Below are 17732 nucleotides of genomic sequence, written 5' to 3' on the forward strand. Positions count from 1 at the left end.
ATGGCTGCACGTATTGAGCGTCCGTCGAGTTGCGTCCATTCGCCCCCAGGAATACGGCCTTGTCACTCCAAGAGCGCGTAAACCGTGCTCGCTCGTGCCGCCAGCTCTCCGGAACCGGCCGTCGTCATCGAGATGTCGGCGAAGGCCATCCGGCGCCCGAGTCGGGTGAGCACCGCCTCGACGAGTACGTCCTCACCCATGACCGCCGCCCGCTGAAAGCTCGTCGACTGCTGAACCGTCGTCATCGGTACGAAGGAGCCACGCGCCGCCGACACCGCGATGACCGTCGCCGTGTCGGCCGCCGCCATCAGCGCCTGACCCGACAGGGCGCCGCCCTCGCGCGCGAGCCGGTCGGACCACGGCAGCCGCAGCACCGCGCGGCCCTCGTCCGACTCCACGGTGGTGAGGCCCAGATCGAGCACCCAGGGGGCGAAGTGGGCGGTGAGGATCTGGTCGGCTTCGGAGGGTGTGAGAGTCATGCCGGCATCGTTCCCCTGACTCCGCGCGGGGGAACGCGAGCCCTTCGCGGGCCCGCGCGGGCGGGAAGTCGTGAAATGGCACGCGAACTGCGGGCGTAGCGCGCTTTGCGAAACGGAAGGTCGGAATCTTTTCGTGGAGCGTTGAACACCCCACCGGAACCGTCCGTACCAACTGGCAACCAGGCGCCCCCAGTTCACCCGCCGGACGGCGGCACGGACCCCGTCCCCAGGAGGTCAAGAGTTGAGTCACAAACGAGCCACCAAGCGCAAGGCCTTCATAGCCGCAGGCGGTGTGGCGGCACTCGGAGCGGCGGCCCTCATCCTGCCGAACGCGATGGCGTCGCAGACGGAGTCGAACAAGACGGCCCCGAAGACGCTCGCCGCTAGCGACGCCTCGGACCTCGCCTCCCAGCTCCAGGAGTTGCTCGGTGACGCGTTCGCAGGCGCGTACTACGACTCGGGCGAGCAGCAGCTCATCATCAACGTCATCGACGGCCTGCAGATCGACGGCGACGACAACAACGTGATCATCCAGGCCAAGCAGGCCGGCGCGGAGGTCCGCGAGGTCGACAACAGCTGGTCCGAGCTCCAGAAGGGCGCGGCGACGCTGAAGAAGGAGGCCACCGTTCCGGGCACCGCCTGGGCGATCGACCCCCGCACCAACAAGATCCAGGTCACCGCAGACTCCACGGTCACGGGTGAGAACTGGGACACCATCGAGTCGACCGTCAAGTCCCTCGGCTCGGGCATGGCGACCATCAAGAAGTCCGCCGGCACGTTCAAGACCTTCCTGGAGGGCGGCGACGCCATCTTCGGCGGCGGAGCGCGCTGCTCGGCCGGCTTCAACGTCCTCAACGCCGAAGGCGCCCCCGCCTTCCTGACCGCCGGTCACTGCGGAGTCGCCGAGGCCGAGTGGTCCGAGGAGGAGGGCGGCGCCCCGATCGGAACCGTCGACGCCGCGACCGCCACTTTCCCCGGCGCCGGTGACTTCGCCCTGGTCAACTACAACGACCCGGCGACCCAGGCGGCCAGCACGGTCGACCTCGGCAACGGTCAGACGGTCGACATCAACGCGGCCGGCGAGGCCACGGTCGGCCTCCAGGTCTTCCGCATGGGCAGCACCACAGGTCTCGCCGACGGCCAGGTCACCGGCCTCGACGCCACGGTGAACTACCCCGAGGGCACCGTCACCGGCCTCATCCAGACCAACGTCTGCGCCGAGCCCGGCGACAGCGGCGGCTCGCTGTTCACCGAGGACGGTCAGGCCATCGGTCTGACCTCCGGCGGCAGCGGCGACTGCACCGTCGGTGGCGAGACCTTCTTCCAGCCGGTCACCACCGCCCTCGCGGCGGTCGGCGCGACCCTCGGCGAAGGCGGCGCGGGCGCCGGCGAGCAGGCGGCCGGCGGTGCCGGTGACGCCGCGGGCGCCGGCGAGGAGGCCGACGGCGGTGCCGCCGCCGGTGCCGGTGAGGAAGGTGCCGCCGCGGCGGGCGCGGGCGAGGAAGGTGCCGCCGCAGCCGGTGCCGGTGCCGGTGAGGAAGGTGCCGCCGCAGCCGGTGCCGGTGAGGAAGAGGCCGCCGCCGGCGGTGCGGGCGACGCGGCCGGTGCGGGCGACGCGGGTGCCGCGGCCGGTGCGGGCCAGGAGCACGAGCAGGGTGTCGACGACCAGGGCGTCGACGAGCAGGGCGTCGAGCGGTAGGTGGACGCCACCGAAGACGTGGACGACGGCCCCGAGCTCAGCGGCCACTGACCCCCGGGCCGTCGCCCCACGACCCACCCGAGGCCGCACCACAGCGGTTGCGGCCGACAGGTGGACCGGTCCGGCCCTCCGGCGGGAGGGCCGGACCGATTCGCGTCCGGAGAGTCCAAGGCACGAACCGCGAGATGGCGAAGCTTTCCGACGGGCCTGGGACCGTGTCGACCTGCGGCTCCACCGCGTCGGCGCGACCGGCCGCGTCCGTCCGTCCGGCTGACCATGCCGACCGTCCGCGACCGTCCGCGACCTGCCGTGATCAGCGCGGATCAGCCCCGACGAGACCAACAGCCGACGAACGACCCCACGCAGCGCGGTGTCACCCGGCGTCAGCCGCTGGCGTCAGCCGCCCGCAGCAGAAGCAGCGCCACATCATCGGCCCGCTCCTCCGCCGCCCCGATCTCCCGCACGAGACTGTCGGCCAGCTCCTCCAACGGCCCCTCCCCGGCCGCCGCGAGCCGCTCCCCGAGACCGGCCAGCGCGTCCTCGATGTCGACACCGGGCGACTCGATCAGTCCGTCGGTGTAGAGGGCAAGTACGGAACCCCCGGTCAGCGCCACCTCGGTCGTCGGATAGGCCGCCGCCGCGTCGATGCCCAGCAGCGGACCTCCGGCGAGGTCCAGGACCTTCACCTTCCCGTCCGGCCGCCGCAGCAACGGCGGCGGATGTCCCGCCCGCGCCATGACGGCCGTCCCGTGCACCGGGTCGAGCCGCAGGTACAGACAACTGGCGAACAGTTCCGAACCGAGGTCGATCAGCAGCCGGTTGGTGCTGCTCATCACGTCCTCGGGTGCCTGTCCGACGGTGGTGTAGGCGCGTACCGCCGTGCGGATCTGCCCCATCAGGCCGGCCGCCGTCACATTGTGCCCCTGCACATCGCCGATCACGGCCGAGGCCCGTCCGTGCGAGAGCACCAGGTCGAAGAAGTCACCGCCGATGTCCATGCCCCGGGTGGCCGGCAGATAGCGCGAGGCCGCCTCGATACCGGGGATGGACGGCAGCGAGTGCGGCAGCAGGGCGTCCTGCAGCCCGTGCGCCACCTGCAGCTTCGCGTCGTACAACTGGGCCCGCTCCAGCGCCTGCGCGATGAGACCGCTCAGGCTGGTCAGCACCGCGCGCTCGTCGGCCGGGAAAGGATGCGGCTGCGCGTACCCGAGCACCCAGGTGCCCACCGGCCGTCCCGAGGCGATCAACGGGAGGTACGCCCAGGCGCTCAGCCCGTCCCGGGGCTCCCGCCGGACCGGATAGAGGTGCTCCAACTGCTGCCGCGACTCGAAGAAGGCGGGCACACCGGTGCTCAGGGCGTGGGCCCCGGGCGTGGGGGCGGTGAGCGGCATGCCGTCGAAGCGTTCCACGAGGTGCGGGTCCGCGTAGCCGCGGTGCCCGAGCACATGCAGCCTCCCGGCGCGTGAACCGAGCATCACCAGGGCCTGGCTGCCGATGGCCGGGCCGATCTCGTCGGCGACCAGCTCCACCACGTCCCGCACATCAGCAGCCTCGGTGAACGCGCTCGCCAGCGCCAGTACGTGGTTGATGGTCACCAGGCGGCCCGTACCGTCGCCCTCCAGTCGCGCGGCGTGTTCGGCCTCGGCGACCGCGCGAGCCCGCGAGATCCGTACGCTCAACCCGTTCGACCCCGGGTACAGCCGGAACGACAGCCAGTCGCTCGGTGGTTTCAGCGCCACGAACGACGTCACGTGCTGGCTCATCAGCGCGGCCCGGTACCGGTCCTCGTAGGCGGGGTCGTTGAGCCACGGCACGGACGCCCACAACTGGGTGCCCAGCAGACCGCTCACCGGGATGCCCAGCAGCTCGGCCGTCGCCGCGTTGGCGAAGGTGATCCGTCCGTGCAGGTCGAGCGCGCACATCCCGTACGGCAGCCGTGCCACCATGCGCGCCGCCTCCACCGTGCCGAGCGTCCCGGCGACCGTGGTCGTGGAGGGCGCCGACAGGTCCGGCTCGGGGAGCACGGGCCGGCCCTCGTCCTCCGCGCGCCGCATCCGCATCGCGAGCCGGTCGCAGGCCGAGGTCAACTGGTCCCGCTCGCGATCACTGAGCTCCGGCGGGTGCGAGCCGGGCCAGGTCAGGAAGACGGCGCCGTAGGTGGTGTCGTGGGTGGCCACCGGAAGCGCGGCCAGGGCGAAGGGATAGGGCAGGACCATGGCGATGCGGGGATAGCGGCGGGCCATCTGCTCCTCGCCGTTGACCCACACCAGCCGGCGCCCCCGTACGGCCTCGGAGACCGGGATCGGCGCGCTGAGTGCCACCCGTTCCCACGGCGCGGCGAACGATCTCGGCAGTCCCGCCATGACCGCCATCTCCAGGACCGGCTCGTCGGGCGTCAGCAGATAGACGGCGCCGGAGTGGGCCTGGACGTCGTCCATCATCGCGGCCAGCGCCAGCGACAGCAGCGGATGGCCGCCGCGGGTGGTCTCCACGGTTGTCCGCCCCCGGGACGCACGGACGGGCATGCCGACCACCTCCTCGCACGGCCGAGTGACGGCCCCAGGGTCCAGGCTCCTCCTCGGAGGCCGCCCTCGCACGGCGAGCACCCTGCGGGGGGACGAACCGCTATACCCCTTCTCGCCCCGGGCATGCCCCCTCGGTGATGCGCGCACTCGCGCACAGGCGCCGCGAGTGCGCCCCCTCGCACCCCGTTGGCTGGTTCTTCGCGCCCTGGCGCGGTCGGGGACGCAAACAATGGGCACGCGCTGAAGCGGAGGGAAACGGCAGCCGACAGGCGGAGGGGCGAACGTGATCCGGGTACTTCTCGTGCACGACGAGTGTCTGGTCAGATCGGTGCTGGCGGAGTGGCTCCGCCAGGAACCCGACCTGGTGGTGGAGGACGCGTCCTGGCGCTCGGCGCCGGGGCGCGTCCGCTCCCTGCGGCCAGACGTCTGCGCGGCGGACCTGGACTGCGCGGACGCGGTCGGCATCCCGCCCCTCGCGGACCTGCGGGGGGCGGGCGGGCCGGCCCCCGCGCTCCTGGTGCTCGCCCAGGCGAGCAGACCCGGACTGCTGAAGCGGGCGGCGGAGGCCGGGGCCCTCGGCTATGTCGACAAGGAGGGTTCTCCGGAGCGGCTGGTCGCCGCGATCCGCGAGGTCGCCCGAGGGAAACGTTTTGTCGACGACTCCCTCGGCTTCGGCTTCCTCAAGGCCGCCGAAATGCCGCTGACACGGCGCGAGCTGAGCGTGTTATCCCTGGCCGCCGAGGGGGCCTCCGTCGCCGAGATCGCGGGCAGTCTGCACCTTTCCCACGGGACGGTGCGCAACTACATGGCTGCCATCACCCGCAAAACCGGGGCGCGCAACAGGATCGACGCCATCCGGATCTCGCAGGGGGAGGGCTGGCTCTGAGGCACGCCCACCGGGTGGGCGTGCGGGCGGGCACGGCTCCGGTACGGGTGACCAGGCGCCGACGAGGTCCCGGTAGAGCGGGGAGCGCGCAAGCAACTCGTCGTGCTCCCCGTACGCTACGCGCCGTCCGTCCATGACCAGCACTCGCTCGGCGCGCCGGGCCGAGCTGACGCGGTGGGCGACCACCACGAGTGTCGTACCCGGCCGCCGGGTGAAGGCCCGCTCCGCGCGCTCCTCCGCCTCCGCGTCCAGGTGACAGGTCGCCTCGTCGAGGATCACGACCGAGGCGTACGACAGGTACGCCCGCGCCAGCGCGACCAGCTGCCGCTCTCCGGCCGACAGCGCGCCCGGCTCGACCTCGGCCGCCGGTCCGCCCAGTCGGACCATCACCTCGGAGAGTCCCACCGCCTCCGCGGCGGCCCACAGCTCCTGCTCGGGCACGGGTTTCGGCCGTAGCTCACCGAGGTTTTCTGCGAGGGATCCCCTGAAGACGTACGCCTCCTGCGGAATGAGAACCCGGTGTGCGTGTGATGTGACACCGGGTACCGGGTGCCCACACAAGTGGACGGTGCCGCGCCGGGGGCGCAGGAGACCGGCGACGACGCCGGTGAGGGTGGACTTGCCGATACCGCTGGGACCGACGACGGCCAGGTGTGTGCCATGGGAAACGCGGAGGCTGAGGTCGTCGATGACGGGGGTGCCGGAGGAACCGTAGGCGAAGGTGACCCGGGAGAGGGCGAGGGCGTCGGCGGGCGGGCTGTGCGGCGGCTTCGTCGGTCGTGGTTGGTGGTGCGGCGGGTTCGTCGGCTGCGGCCGCTCGTTCGGCGGGGCCAGCCTGCGCAGCACCACCACGAGCCGGGAACCGCTCGTGCCCAGGCCGTGGACCAGGTTCTGCAGGGCGGGGAGGAGGGACTGGGTGACGTAGGCGAGGGCGCCGATCAGGGCGCCCGCGGTGACTCCGTGAGCGAGGAGCCAGGGGGTGGCGGCCAGGAGAAGGACGACGGGCAGTTGGCCGCCGATCGCGAGGGACGCGACGCGTACGACGCCCCAGCGGGCCAGCGAGCGCGCGGCGCGGCACTCGGCTTCGACGAGTCGACCGGCGTCGGTGGCGACGAGGTCCTCGGCCCCGGCTGCCGTGATGTCCCGCAACCCCGGGCAGACGGCGCCGAGCCGGTCGGCGAGCGCCTCGTCGGCGACCAGGAACGTCTCCTGCCTGCGGGCCAGCGGCCCGAGCGTCGCGAGGAAGAGGCCCACGCCGACGACGAGCGGCGGTCCCACGACGAGCAGCAGCGGCGGGGCCAGCGAGAACAGCCCGATGAGCGCTCCGGCGGTGGTGAACAGGAACGAGCGCGACACCATCACCAGGCCGGCGAAGGTGTCCCGGGCGATCTCCACCTGCTGGGTCAGCCCGGACAAGGCCCCGCCGTCCGCCTCCCGCACCCCCCGCTCGACCACCCCCCGCACCAATCCGTCCCGCAACGGCTCCACCAGGGCCGCCACACACCCGTACACCCGTCCGGTCCCGAACGCCCCGATCACGACGGCCCCCGCCCCGACGCCGAGCCACCCCAGCCCGACGCCCACCCGTCCGGCCAGGAACCCGTCGTCGAGGGCGCGCGCGAGGGCGTACCCCATGAGAAACGTCTGGCCCGTCTCCAACACCGACCACAGGGCCAGGCGTACGACGACTCGGGTGCGGTGCCGGAGGAAGCGGAGCCCGCGACGCGCGAGGCCGGGCGCGGGGGCCGCTCGTCGCGCCGTCGCGGTGCCGCCTCGACTCCGGGTGAGGGATGGGGAGACCCCAGGCTCGCCGGTGGGGCCGGCCTGTGCCGGTCCGGCGCGTCCGGCCGACGGGCCGGGCTCCGGCCGACCGGCCGGACGACGCCGCTCCCGGCCGCCCTTCATCGCCCGCCTCCGCCCGTCGGGTCGTGCGGCGAGGTGCCCTCGTGAGCGATCTCCGCACGCCCTTCGCCGCTGGATACGCGGGCGCCGTCCTCCGTCGGGAGCCGACTGCCCGTCGCTGCCCGGGCACGACCCTCCGGCCCGGTCCCACCCCCCGCCCCGAACAGCTCCCGGTACTCAGCCACCCGCCACAACTCCGTGTGCGCGCCGACCGCTCGCACCCTCCCCTCCTCCAGCCACGCCACCGTGTCCGCGCGGGCGGCCGTGGCGGCGCGGTGGGCGATGACCAGGCGGCCGGCGCTGGTCGTGGGGTGCAGAAGGGCTTCGGTGATGTGGTGTTCGGTGACGGTGTCGAGGCTGGAGAGGGCGTCGTCGAGGACGAGGAGACGACTGTCGCGGGCGAACGCCCGTGCGAGACCCAGGCGTTGGGCCTCACCGCCCGACAGAGGGGCCTCGGAGCAGGGGGTGGCGTAGCCGTCGGGCAGGCGGCGTACGAACACGTCGGCGTGGGCCGCGCGGGCGGCCTCCCGGACGCGGGCCGGAGAGGGGCGCGGTACGCCGAAGGCGATCGTGTCCTCGACGGTGTCACCCAGCAGGGCCGGGCGCTCGAAGGCATAGGTGATCGCTCGGCGCAGCTCCCGGCGGGTCAGCACGCGCAGGGGTACGCCGTCGAGCCGTACCTCTCCCTCGTCCGGGTCCGCCAGCCGCCCGGCGACGGCCGCGAGCAGCGACTTGCCCGCACCCGACCGTCCGACCACGGCGAGCGTGCTCCCGGCCGGTACGACGAGATCGACCCCGTCCAGCAGCGTGCGCCCACCCCGACGCACGGTCACGGAACACAGCTCCAGCCGCCCCGGCCGGGGGGTGCCGCGCGGTCCCGCCCACCCCGGCCCGTGTGGCACGTCGGGGTGTGGTCGGTCCTCTTCGGATGTGCTCCCCAGCCACTGGCACTCCCGCCCGGCGGATTCGTGCTCCTCCGGCTGGGCGGGCTTGCCGGGCTTCGGCTCTGCCGACGTGGCGCGCTTTCTCGGTTTCAGCTCTGCCGACGTGGCGCGCTTTCTCGGTTTCGGCTCCGCCGGCTCGGCGGGCTCGCTGGACTCCGGTTCCCCCGGCTCGGCGGGCTCGCTCGATCCCGGCTCTCCCGGCTGGGCGGGCTCGGACGACTCCGCCTTTCCCCCATCGGACGTGCCTGGCTTCTCCGGATGTACCCGGCCGGACAGGGGGCCCGGCTTTTCCGGAGCCCTTGGCCCGGAGGGCCCGTGGGGCTCCGCCTGGCCCGGCCCCCACGGTGGCAGCGCGCGGTCGCCGTAGGCGATGGCCGGCTCCGCCAGTACCTCGTCGAGTCGGTGGGCGGACGCTCGTGCGCGGACCAGTCCCGAGAGCTGGCCCACGAGGACGCCGACGCCGGCGGCCAGGACGGCGTAGCGGGAGGCGGCCAGCAACTCGCCCACGGTCAGGTGGTGTCGGGCCAGGAGGAGGCCTGCGGTGGCCACGACGCCGAGTTGCAGCAGGGGGGCCACGGCGGCGGCGCGTGCGGCGGCGCGGCCTTGGACCCGCCACATGCGGTGGCCCTCACGGGACAGTTCGGGCAGGGGGCGCAGGACGCGGGCGACGGTCCGGTCGGCGGTTCCGGCGGCGGCGATCGTGCGGAAGCCGGCGACAGCCTCGGCCAGGCCGCCCGCGATACGGCCCTGGGCCCGCTGGTAACGGGTCACGCACACGGAGGAGTCCCGGGCGAGCGCGCGCAGAAGGAGGACGAGCAGCGGGGCGCCGACCAGGAACACCACCGCGAGCCAGGGGCTGATCAGCCCCAGCGCCACCACCGCGCCCACCGGCGCGGCGAGCCCGGCGAGCAGCGCGGCCACCGTGGTGGGCCCGGTCCCCGCCTGGGCCGCGTTCCCCACGAGCCGGGCCACCAGGTCCCCCGGCCCGAACCGGCCGACGGCTCGTGGCCCCACGGCCAGCACATGGCCGACGAGCCGGTGGCGCAGCCATCCGGTGGCCAGGGCCGTCGTGGTGCCGCCGACCACGGTCTCGACCGCGTCCAGCACGGCGAGGGCGAGCACCAGCGCGGTGCACCACAGCACCCAGCGCGAACCGTCCGGGTCGCCGGCGAGCAGCAGGTCGAGGGCCCGGCCCAGCGCGACCGGCAGCAACAGGTTCGCCCCCGTGGCGGCCACGGCCACGAGGGCCAGGACCGTGCAACGGGGGCCGGAACGCCGGACGGTCGAGCGCAGCAGCGGGACGGACGCGGCGGCAGGGCCGGGGGCACCGGCTTCGAAGAGGGTCGGCATACCCGTCCTGACGTGGGGTGACCGGTTGAGTGAGCCCCGGACGGCCCCTCCCGCTACAGGGGAGAGGAACCGTCCGGAGCGGTCGGCGCGACTCAGACGCCGCGCCGGCCCGACGGACGCCCCGGAAACTCTGGCTCCGGGCGCCCTGTTCGGGTCAGAGGCAGAGCGTGATGCTGGCCGCGCTCACACACGACAGCACGCTCAGGGAGCTGGTGCCGCCGGTGCCGGTGGTCTCGTCGGCTTCCATCGTCTGCAGGTCGAGAAGTGCCATGTCGATTCCTTTCGATTCGATGGCCCGCACAGGGCCGTCGGGGACGGGGGTGTTGCGTCACGACTCCACCGGGCGGCGGAACCGCGTCATAGGGGCCGCCGTCGCAGCGGCGGCAGGAACGGCAGGTGTGCCGTGGCCTCGTCGTCGGCGCCGCCGTCGGCGAGCGCCGCGCCGAGTGCCAGCAGGCACCCCGCCGTTCCGGTACCGAGGTCCATGGAGAGCCGCATCAGATGGCTTCCGGGGAAGGCCAGTTGCCCCTGGTACGGCATCGAGTGCCAGCCGAGTGCGGCGATCTGTTCCGACAGCCGCTCCCGCGGGGCACCGGTCCGGGCGAGATGGAGGATCATCCCGGCCCGGCCCTCGAACAGGCCCGGCTGCGCGTAGAAGCGGTAACCGGCCGCGGCGAGGACGCCCGTGCGCGCCCGCGTGAACTCGTCCGAGCCGGATCCGGCTCCCGCTCCGCTGCAGGCCGTCAGGTAGTCGTCGAGCACCATCCCGATGCCCACGCTCCCGTCACCGAGATACGGCATCGTCCGCCATCCCTCGTCGACGGCCAGCCCGCCGTTCTTCTGTTCGACCAGACACTCCAGGTCCTGTCGCAGCGCCTCGCCCGCCGCGTCGAGCAACCCGTGGTCGCCCGTCGCCTCGTACCGGCGCAGCAGGAAGAGCGCAGGTCCGCTCGCGCCGCGCAACAGGCCCGCCCGTCGGCGGGGCGGTGCCGGGCGGGGCTCGGCGAGACGGCGTACGAGGAGGTCTGCGGCCTCCGCCGCGTGTGCGTCCAGTGCGGACTCGCCGGTCGTGCGCGCCAGTCGGTCAAGGACCAGACCGAGCCCGGCCAGGCCGCCGCGCAGGTCGGACGAGAGCTTGTGCCACTTCTCGGCGAGCACCTGCTCGACCAGGTCGAGGGCCCGCTGCCGGTGGCCCAGCCGGTCCAGGACGTAGGCGACGCCCGCGAGTCCGTCGTACAGGCCGAGCGGGGTTCCGATCGGCACCGGGTCGGTGTGGTCGAGCAGCCAGCGTTCGCCCTCCTCGTACCGCTCGGCACCGGTCTGCGCGAGCGCGTACAGCACGCCGGCCGCGCCGTGGGCGAGTCCGAGTCCGCCGCCGTCGGAGAACTGCGCCACGTCCCCGGGGAAGAGCCGGTCGTCACGTTCCGGGGTGGCCGACGCCAGGATCGCCTTCACCATGGAGTCACGGCTGTACGGCCAGTCACCGGGTTCGGCGAGGGGCCAGTCACCGGGGTGGGCGGGGGAGGAGGCGGACGGCCCGCCGCGCGTCCCCTCCTCACCGGCGGACCCGTCTTCCTCACCGGCCGAGGCGTCGGCGACGTCCTTGCCGACGGCCGAGGCCCGTTCCCCGCCGGCCCTCCCGGCGCTCCCCCGGGTGATCTCCGCGACCGCCTCGCCCAGGAAGGCGCGCGGTACCGCCGGGAACTGCTCCGCGATCACCTCGGCCAGATGCGCGGCCTTCCCCCGGTCCACCACGAACAGCGAGGTGACCGGCAGGAACAGCGCGAGACGCAGGCAGGCCAGGGCGTAGCGGTCGACGGCCGGGCCGGTGCGGTCCGGGGGTGCCAGGAAACCGGGGTGGGCGACGATCTGGCGGCCGTTCTCCTCGGCCGGTGCCGCCGCCTCGAAGTCCAGCAGGGACACCGACCGCTCGTCGGGGGCGACCATGATGTTGAAGACATGCAGGTCGTTGAAGACGATCCCGCGCGCGTGCACCGCCTCGACCGCCTCCTCTACGGCCCGGTGGACGCGTAACGCCCAGGCCGTGTACGCGGCGACCGCGCCCGGCTCGGGATCCGACGCGAGCAACGGGTGCCGTTCGGCGACGTACGAGTTGAGCGGGCGTCCCTCGACGAAGTCCATGACGAGAAAGCGGTGGTCGCCGAGCGTGAACCAGTCCCGCACCTCGGGCACGACCCCCAGCCCCGCCAACCGCTCCAGCGCGGCCTTCTCCCGCTCCAGCCGGGTGACCGCGTCGGCCCCGTCGGCGGCCAGCCCGGCGTGCGGGCGCCCCTCCTTCAGGACGACCTTGCGGCCGTCGCGGGTGTCGGTGCCGACGTACACCCCGCCACCGTTGGAGAAGTGCAGCGCCTTTTCGATGCGGTACGGCAGATCGCCGACCGTCGTCGTGTTGCGCGCCGCGAGCTGCGGTTCCAGGAAGGCCGGCAGGGTCACCCACTCGGGGACATGGAAGGTCGGCTTCCGCTGGTCCGGCACGAGGGTGCCCTCGCCGTCGCGGACGGCCGGCACGAGCGTGCCGCGCTCGTCGACCACGAAGGAGCGGGCGAAGGCACCGTAGCGGACGTACAGGGGCCCGTCGTTCCACCGCAGATCGGTCAGGATGTACGGGCCGTCGAGCCCGTCGAGGAGCGCACCCAGCTCACTCAGGACGAGACGCAACTGCTCCTCGTCGGCCGGGTAGATCGTCACGAACTTGCCGCTGGTGTCGCGCGCCGCGTACTTGGCATTGCGCAGGTGCAGCAGATGCGGGCCCGGCACGAACTTGAACGGGATCAGCCGGGGCACGCAGTAGTCCCACACGATCGCCGCGATCCGGTCCGCGTTCGCCCGGGTGGCGGAGGCGTGCACCTTCCATCCCTGGGTGGGTCCGGGACGGGGCCGCCCGCCGTCGCCGACCGGGGTCAGCGTCAGCCAGTCCCCGATCCGGGCGGCCCGCCAGCCCTCGGGCACCGCCCGCCGGGCCGTCTCGTAACCCGGTGCCGCCGTACCGGCGCGCTCACCGGCCGACAGCCGGTCGGGTGTCTCGTAGAAGTGTCTGTCGGCGAGCGCGTACGCCTCGTACCGCTTGTCCATTGCCAGTCCCCCCGGGTCGTGTGCCGTCGCCCCCTGGGCCGGGTGAGGACGAGCCTTCCAGCCCGCCGGAGCGCCCGACAGTCACGGCTGTCACCAGTGACCCGTCACGCCTGTCACGCGCTCACCGTGCGGAACGCATGCGTAAAGACTTGTTCGGTGCCTTTCGATCCCGGGCGGGCGGAAGAGGCGGCCCGAGTGCCGAGGAACGGTCGCAGGGGCTGCGCGCGCGGGCGGGACGCGTTGTAATTGCGGACGTGGGCAGTGAGGGCACCGCCGAACGCGGAACGAGGTCGTCGCGGGCCGAACTTGCCCTCGGGACGCTCACCGGCGATCTCGATCCACAGGAGCGACTCCACGCCATCCTCGAACAGGTGCTCGTCTTCACCCGTGCGACCGTCGCCGCCGTGTACCTCCCGAACGGTGAGGGAGACCTGCTCTCCCTTGCCGGTTCGGCCGGTGTGCCGAAGGCGCTGTACGGACTCCGTGACAGCTATCCGGTGTCGGGACACACCCCGGTCGCCGAGGCGTGCCGCTCGGGCCGGCCGGCCTGGCTCGGCTCCGGCGACCTGCCCGAGGACGTCGACGCCCGCGTCGCGCCGGCCGGGGACTTCTCGCTGGGTGTGCTGCCGCTGCGCGAGCACGGCTGCCTGGTGGCCGTCGGTGACGGCGGGGAGGGCTTCGACGCCGAGGACCGGCAGTGCCTCGACCTGCTCGCCGAGGCGGTCACCAGCGCCGCTCCCGTCCCGCCGGCCGGGCCCGGCGCCTCGTTCGACCTGGCCATGGACACCGGGTGGATCAAGGTGAGCGGTGCGCTGCTGGAGCTGTTCGGCCTGGGCCCGGACGACTTCGACGGCCGGGTCGAGACCCTGCTCGCGCTGACCGTGCCCGAGGACCTGCCCGCGCTGATGTCCGTCGTGGAGGCGGACCACATGTCCATCGGCGACCGGGAGCTGGAGTTCCGCGTCCTGCTCCCCTCCGGCGAGCAGAAGTGGCTGCGGCTGCGCGGCCGTATGCTCCCCGGCACTGCCGGCGACCCCGTCCGCCCCGCCCGCCTCGTGGGCACCGTCACCGACGCCTCCATCTTGCGCACCGGCCGCGGCGACGTGGCCCGGATCCAGCGCCTCGCCGCCGCCCTGGCCACCGCGGGGACCGTCCGCGACGTCAGCCAGGCCGTGGTCACCGCCCTGCGCAAACCGCTGCACGCAGACCGGATCGCCCTCGCCGAGCTGGAGGGCGACCGTCTGGTCGTCACCGTCCTCGACCCGCCGCGGCCGGAGGACTGGCCCGAGGTGTGGCGCTCCGAATGGCGCTACGAATGGCCGGACGCGCCGGTGCGCACCATGCCGACCCTCGCCGCCGCCCTGCGCGAGGGCCGCGCCGCGATCTGGCCTGCCGGAACGGCCCTGGAACCCGCCCTGGCCGAAGTCGGACCCGGCGGCCTGGCCGTCCTCCCGCTGCCCGCGGGCGGCCGTATGGCGGGGGCCTGTCTGATCGGCTGGGACGCCCCCCACGACTTCGGCCCCGAGGAACGCGCGCTGCTCACCGCCGCGGCGGGCCTCGCCGGGCAGGCCCTGATGCGCGCCCACGCCTTCGACGCCGAGCACGAACTCGTCGGCATGCTCCAGCGCACCCTCCTCCCACGCCGCCTGCCCCAACTGCCCGGCGCGGTCGCCGTCGCCCGCTATCTGCCCACCACCGCCGGTCTCGAGGTCGGCGGCGACTGGTACGACGTGATCCCGCTGCCCGACAACCACGTGGCCCTGGTCATCGGCGACGTCCAGGGCCACAACGCGGGCGCCGCCACCCTCATGGGCCAGATGCGCACCGCCCTGCGCGCCTACGCCGTCGAAGGACACCCCCCGGACGTCGTCGTCTCGCACGCCAACCGGCTCCTCATGGACATGGAGACCGACCTCTTCGCCACCTGCTGCTACGTCGACATCGACATGGAGGAGGGCTCCGCGTGGTACGTCCGCGCCGGACACCTCCCACCGGTGTTGCGTCACCCGGACGGCACCACCGAGATCAGCGAGGGGGAGGGCGGGCCGCCGCTCGGCGTCGTCATGCGGGCCGACTTCCCGATGAGCCCGCTGCGCCTGGCCCCCGGCACCGTGCTCGCCCTCACCACAGACGGCCTCGTGGAATCCGCCGACGTCGACGTCGAGGACGGACTCGACCAACTGGCCGACGGACTGTCCGCCTCCGACCCCGCCCAGCTCGGCGCCGTCGCCGACACGCTGCTGACCGGCGCCAACCGCGACGACGACGTCGCCCTGCTCCTCATGCGCTACGACGGCATGGCGCTGCGCCCGCAGCGGGAGAACTGGACCGTGTGGCGCGTCCCCCAGGCGGTCCGCCAGGCCCGCCGCTACACCCGGCGCGTCCTGCGCGCCTGGGGCGTCGAGGCCGAGGCCGACACGGTGCTGCTCGTCGTCTCCGAACTCGTCACCAACGCCCTCGTCCACACCGACGGCCGGGTCCGTCTCGACCTCACCCTCCTGGGCGACCGCCTCCGTGTCGCCGTCGCCGACGCCTCCCCCCGTACGCCGATGAAGCCCACGATCATCGGCTGGGAGGCCACCGGCGGCCGCGGCATCCTCCTCGTCGAGGCCATGTCCACCGCCTGGGGCACCGTCCCGGTCAGCGGCGGCAAACAGGTGTGGGCGGAGATCCCCATCGGATGAGACCTCGGCGCTCCCCGACCGCATGCCACCGCGGCGATGAAGGCGGGCCTCCGTCTCGCCTCGGTCCTTGAGGACCGGTGCGGACGCGTCGTCGGGTCGGCCCCCAGCCCCGCAGCCCCGCAGCCCCGCCCGCGGGCCGCACCCAGCAGCCCGCAGCCCGCGGGCCGCACCCCGAGGGCCCCTGTTCGACGGCCGCGGGCGGCCGCGTGCACCGTGACCGCCAGGAGCGGCCGGTAGTAGGTGGCCCCGCGGCCGCCTGCGAGCCCGCATGGGCGACAAAGGCACGTCCGCCCTCGACCGGCCACGTCCCTCGACCGGCACGTCCGCCCTCGACCGGCCACGTCCGTCCCCGACCGGCCAGCGGATGACACCCTGGCTGGCGTGCGCCTGCTGCTGATGAGTGACACCCACCTGCCCACACGCGCGAAAGCGCTGCCCGGCCCGCTCCTCGCCGAGCTACCGGGCGCCGATGTGGTCGTCCACGCCGGGGACTGGGTCGACGAGGCCACCCTCGACCTTCTCGGGTCCCGCTCCCGCCGTCTGATCGCCGTGTACGGCAACAACGACGGCCCCGCCCTGCGCGCCCGCCTGCCCGAGGTGGCCCACGCGGATCTGGCCGGCCTGAGCCTGGCCGTCGTCCACGAGACGGGACCCGCCCAGGGCCGTGAGGCCCGCTGCGCCGCCCGCTTCCCCGACGCCGACGTCCTCGTCTTCGGCCACAGCCACATTCCCTGGGACACCACCACGGCCACCGGGCTGCGCCTCCTCAACCCCGGCTCCCCGACGGACCGCCGGCGACAGCCCCACTGCACCTACATGACGGCGACGGTGACGCGGGGCGAGCTGACGGACGTCCACCTGCACCGCCTGCCGCCCCGCGCCTGACCGCCTCAGGACATCAGGTGCGGCGGGTGGATCAGCCCGCTCGTCTCCATGAGCGGCGCCCCGCTGCCACCCCACCTGAGCGCGACGATCTCCGCCGCCACGGACACGGCCACCTCCTCCGGCGTACGGGCGCCCAGGTCCAGGCCGACCGGGGAGCGCAGCCGGGACAGTTCGGCCGCGTCGAGCCCGGCCGCCCGCAGCCGCCGCGTCCGGTCCTCGTGCGTACGACGGCTGCCCATCGCCCCGATGTACGCGGCCGGACGGCGCAACGCCTCCTCCAGGAGCGGCACGTCGAACTTGGGATCATGGGTGAGGACACAGATCACCGTGCGGTCGTCGGTGGTGGTGTCGCGCAGATAGCGGTGCGGCCAGTCGACGATCACCTCGACGGCGGCGGGGAAGCGTTTCGGGGTGGCGAAGACCGCACGGGCGTCGCAGACGGTGACGCGATAGCCGAGGAAGTCGCCGATGCGGGCGACCGCGGCCGCGTAGTCGATCGCGCCGAACACCAGCATGCGGGGCGGCGGCGCGAAGGAGTGCAGAAAGACGGTGACCGCGTCCTCGCGCCGCTCGCCGCCGGGCCCGTAGTGCCGCTGCCCGGTGATGCCCTGAGCCAGCTCCCCACGTGCATCGGCCGCGACCGCCGCGTCCAGCCCCGGCGACCCGAGCGACCCGACCGTGCCGTGGCCGACGGGCCGGCCGTGTTCGCCCGGTGGGCCGTGTTCGCCGGACGTGGCGGAGTCGGCGGGCGGGTCGTGTTCGGCGTGTGCCGCGGGCTCGGAGTGCCCGGCGGGGCCGCCGGATGGGCCGTGCTCGGCGGACGTGCTGTGGCCGACCTGGGTGTCGCGCCCGCGGGACGTGGCCGACCCGCTCGCATTCCCGTTCCCGCCCGGTGTCCGGTGTGCGCCCGGTGTGTTCCGTCCGTCGGGCGAGCCGTGCCCGCCGATGCTGCCGACCGTGTCCGGCCCGCCGGTCGTGCCGACCGCGCCTGACGGGGGCCGTGTCCCGTCCCTGCCAGGTGCCTCGTGCGCCTCCCGCGCGCCGTGCGTATGGTGCGCACGGTGCCGCTTGGCGTGTGTGCCGTGCGCACCGCGCGTGCCGGACGCCGCGTCCGGCCACACGGCGAGTGTGGCGCCGCGCGGGGCCGGGCCGTCTAGGACGGTCGCCACCGTCACCGGGTGCCCGGCGGCGACCGCCTCCGCGACCGGCCCGAACGACGGGTCCTCGGCCGCCGTCACGCGCCGCACCAGCAGGGTGATCTCACCACCGCAGGTGAGCCCCACCG

At 73.8% G+C, this 17732-nt stretch carries 9 protein-coding genes and 2 pseudogenes; 4 read left to right on the top strand and 7 right to left on the bottom strand.

Annotation, left to right across the window (positions count from 1 at the left end; genetic code table 11):
* Positions 1 to 62: 62 nt before the first annotated feature.
* On the bottom strand, positions 63 to 479 hold the full coding sequence (locus ACFY9I_RS18970; RefSeq protein WP_391002965.1) for a hotdog domain-containing protein: 417 nt from the start codon (positions 477 to 479) through the stop codon (positions 63 to 65).
* 292 nt (positions 480 to 771) lie between these two features.
* Between ACFY9I_RS18970 and ACFY9I_RS18975 the strand changes: the two genes are divergently transcribed.
* Positions 772 to 2178, top strand: a complete 1407-nt coding sequence (locus ACFY9I_RS18975; protein WP_391003204.1) for an alpha-lytic protease prodomain-containing protein — start codon at positions 772 to 774, stop codon at positions 2176 to 2178.
* A 383-nt stretch (positions 2179 to 2561) separates the two neighbouring features.
* On the opposite strand, the gene ACFY9I_RS18980 is transcribed toward ACFY9I_RS18975, so the two are convergent.
* The gene (locus ACFY9I_RS18980) at positions 2562 to 4703 is read right to left on the bottom strand and encodes a SpoIIE family protein phosphatase (RefSeq protein ID WP_391002967.1); all 2142 of its coding nucleotides are present in this window, start codon (positions 4701 to 4703) and stop codon (positions 2562 to 2564) included.
* A 328-nt stretch (positions 4704 to 5031) separates the two neighbouring features.
* Here ACFY9I_RS18980 and ACFY9I_RS18985 point away from each other — a divergent pair.
* A pseudogene (locus ACFY9I_RS18985) lies at positions 5032 to 5505 on the top strand (LuxR C-terminal-related transcriptional regulator); the annotation flags it as partial.
* Here ACFY9I_RS18985 and ACFY9I_RS18990 read toward each other — a convergent pair.
* The 4 genes from ACFY9I_RS18990 to lanKC form a co-directional block, all read right to left on the bottom strand.
* A complete protein-coding gene (locus ACFY9I_RS18990; RefSeq protein ID WP_391002969.1) occupies positions 5428 to 7494 on the bottom strand; it encodes an ATP-binding cassette domain-containing protein in 2067 nt (688 codons plus the stop codon). The pseudogene ACFY9I_RS18985 and the gene ACFY9I_RS18990 sit on opposite strands and share 78 nt — an antisense overlap.
* Positions 7491 to 9785, bottom strand: a complete 2295-nt coding sequence (locus ACFY9I_RS18995) for an ATP-binding cassette domain-containing protein (RefSeq protein ID WP_391002971.1) — start codon at positions 9783 to 9785, stop codon at positions 7491 to 7493. Before ACFY9I_RS18995 ends, ACFY9I_RS18990 begins: the two co-directional genes overlap by 4 nt.
* 154 nt (positions 9786 to 9939) lie before the next feature.
* Positions 9940 to 10056, bottom strand: coding sequence for a SapB/AmfS family lanthipeptide (locus ACFY9I_RS19000; RefSeq protein ID WP_391002973.1), 117 nt, complete (start codon positions 10054 to 10056; stop codon positions 9940 to 9942).
* An 86-nt stretch (positions 10057 to 10142) separates the two neighbouring features.
* Entirely contained in the window at positions 10143 to 12878 is a 2736-nt protein-coding gene (lanKC, locus tag ACFY9I_RS19005; RefSeq protein ID WP_391002975.1) for a class III lanthionine synthetase LanKC, read from the bottom strand.
* Between the two features lie 254 nt (positions 12879 to 13132).
* Between lanKC and ACFY9I_RS19010 the strand changes: the two genes are divergently transcribed.
* Together ACFY9I_RS19010 and ACFY9I_RS19015 are read left to right on the top strand one after the other, a co-directional pair.
* Positions 13133 to 15562, top strand: coding sequence for a SpoIIE family protein phosphatase (locus ACFY9I_RS19010; protein ID WP_391002977.1), 2430 nt, complete (start codon positions 13133 to 13135; stop codon positions 15560 to 15562).
* A 381-nt stretch (positions 15563 to 15943) separates the two neighbouring features.
* Positions 15944 to 16447 (top strand): YfcE family phosphodiesterase, encoded by a 504-nt coding sequence (locus ACFY9I_RS19015; protein ID WP_391002979.1) that lies wholly within the window; start codon positions 15944 to 15946, stop codon positions 16445 to 16447.
* 5 nt (positions 16448 to 16452) lie between these two features.
* On the opposite strand, the pseudogene ACFY9I_RS19020 reads toward ACFY9I_RS19015, so the two are convergent.
* Positions 16453 to 17124 (bottom strand): annotated as a pseudogene (locus tag ACFY9I_RS19020) (XdhC family protein); the annotation flags it as partial.
* Positions 17125 to 17732: the final 608 nt, after the last annotated feature.

This window comes from Streptomyces sp. NPDC012510, assembly GCF_042955065.1.
In the GTDB taxonomy this organism is placed as follows: Bacteria; Actinomycetota; Actinomycetes; order Streptomycetales; family Streptomycetaceae; genus Streptomyces.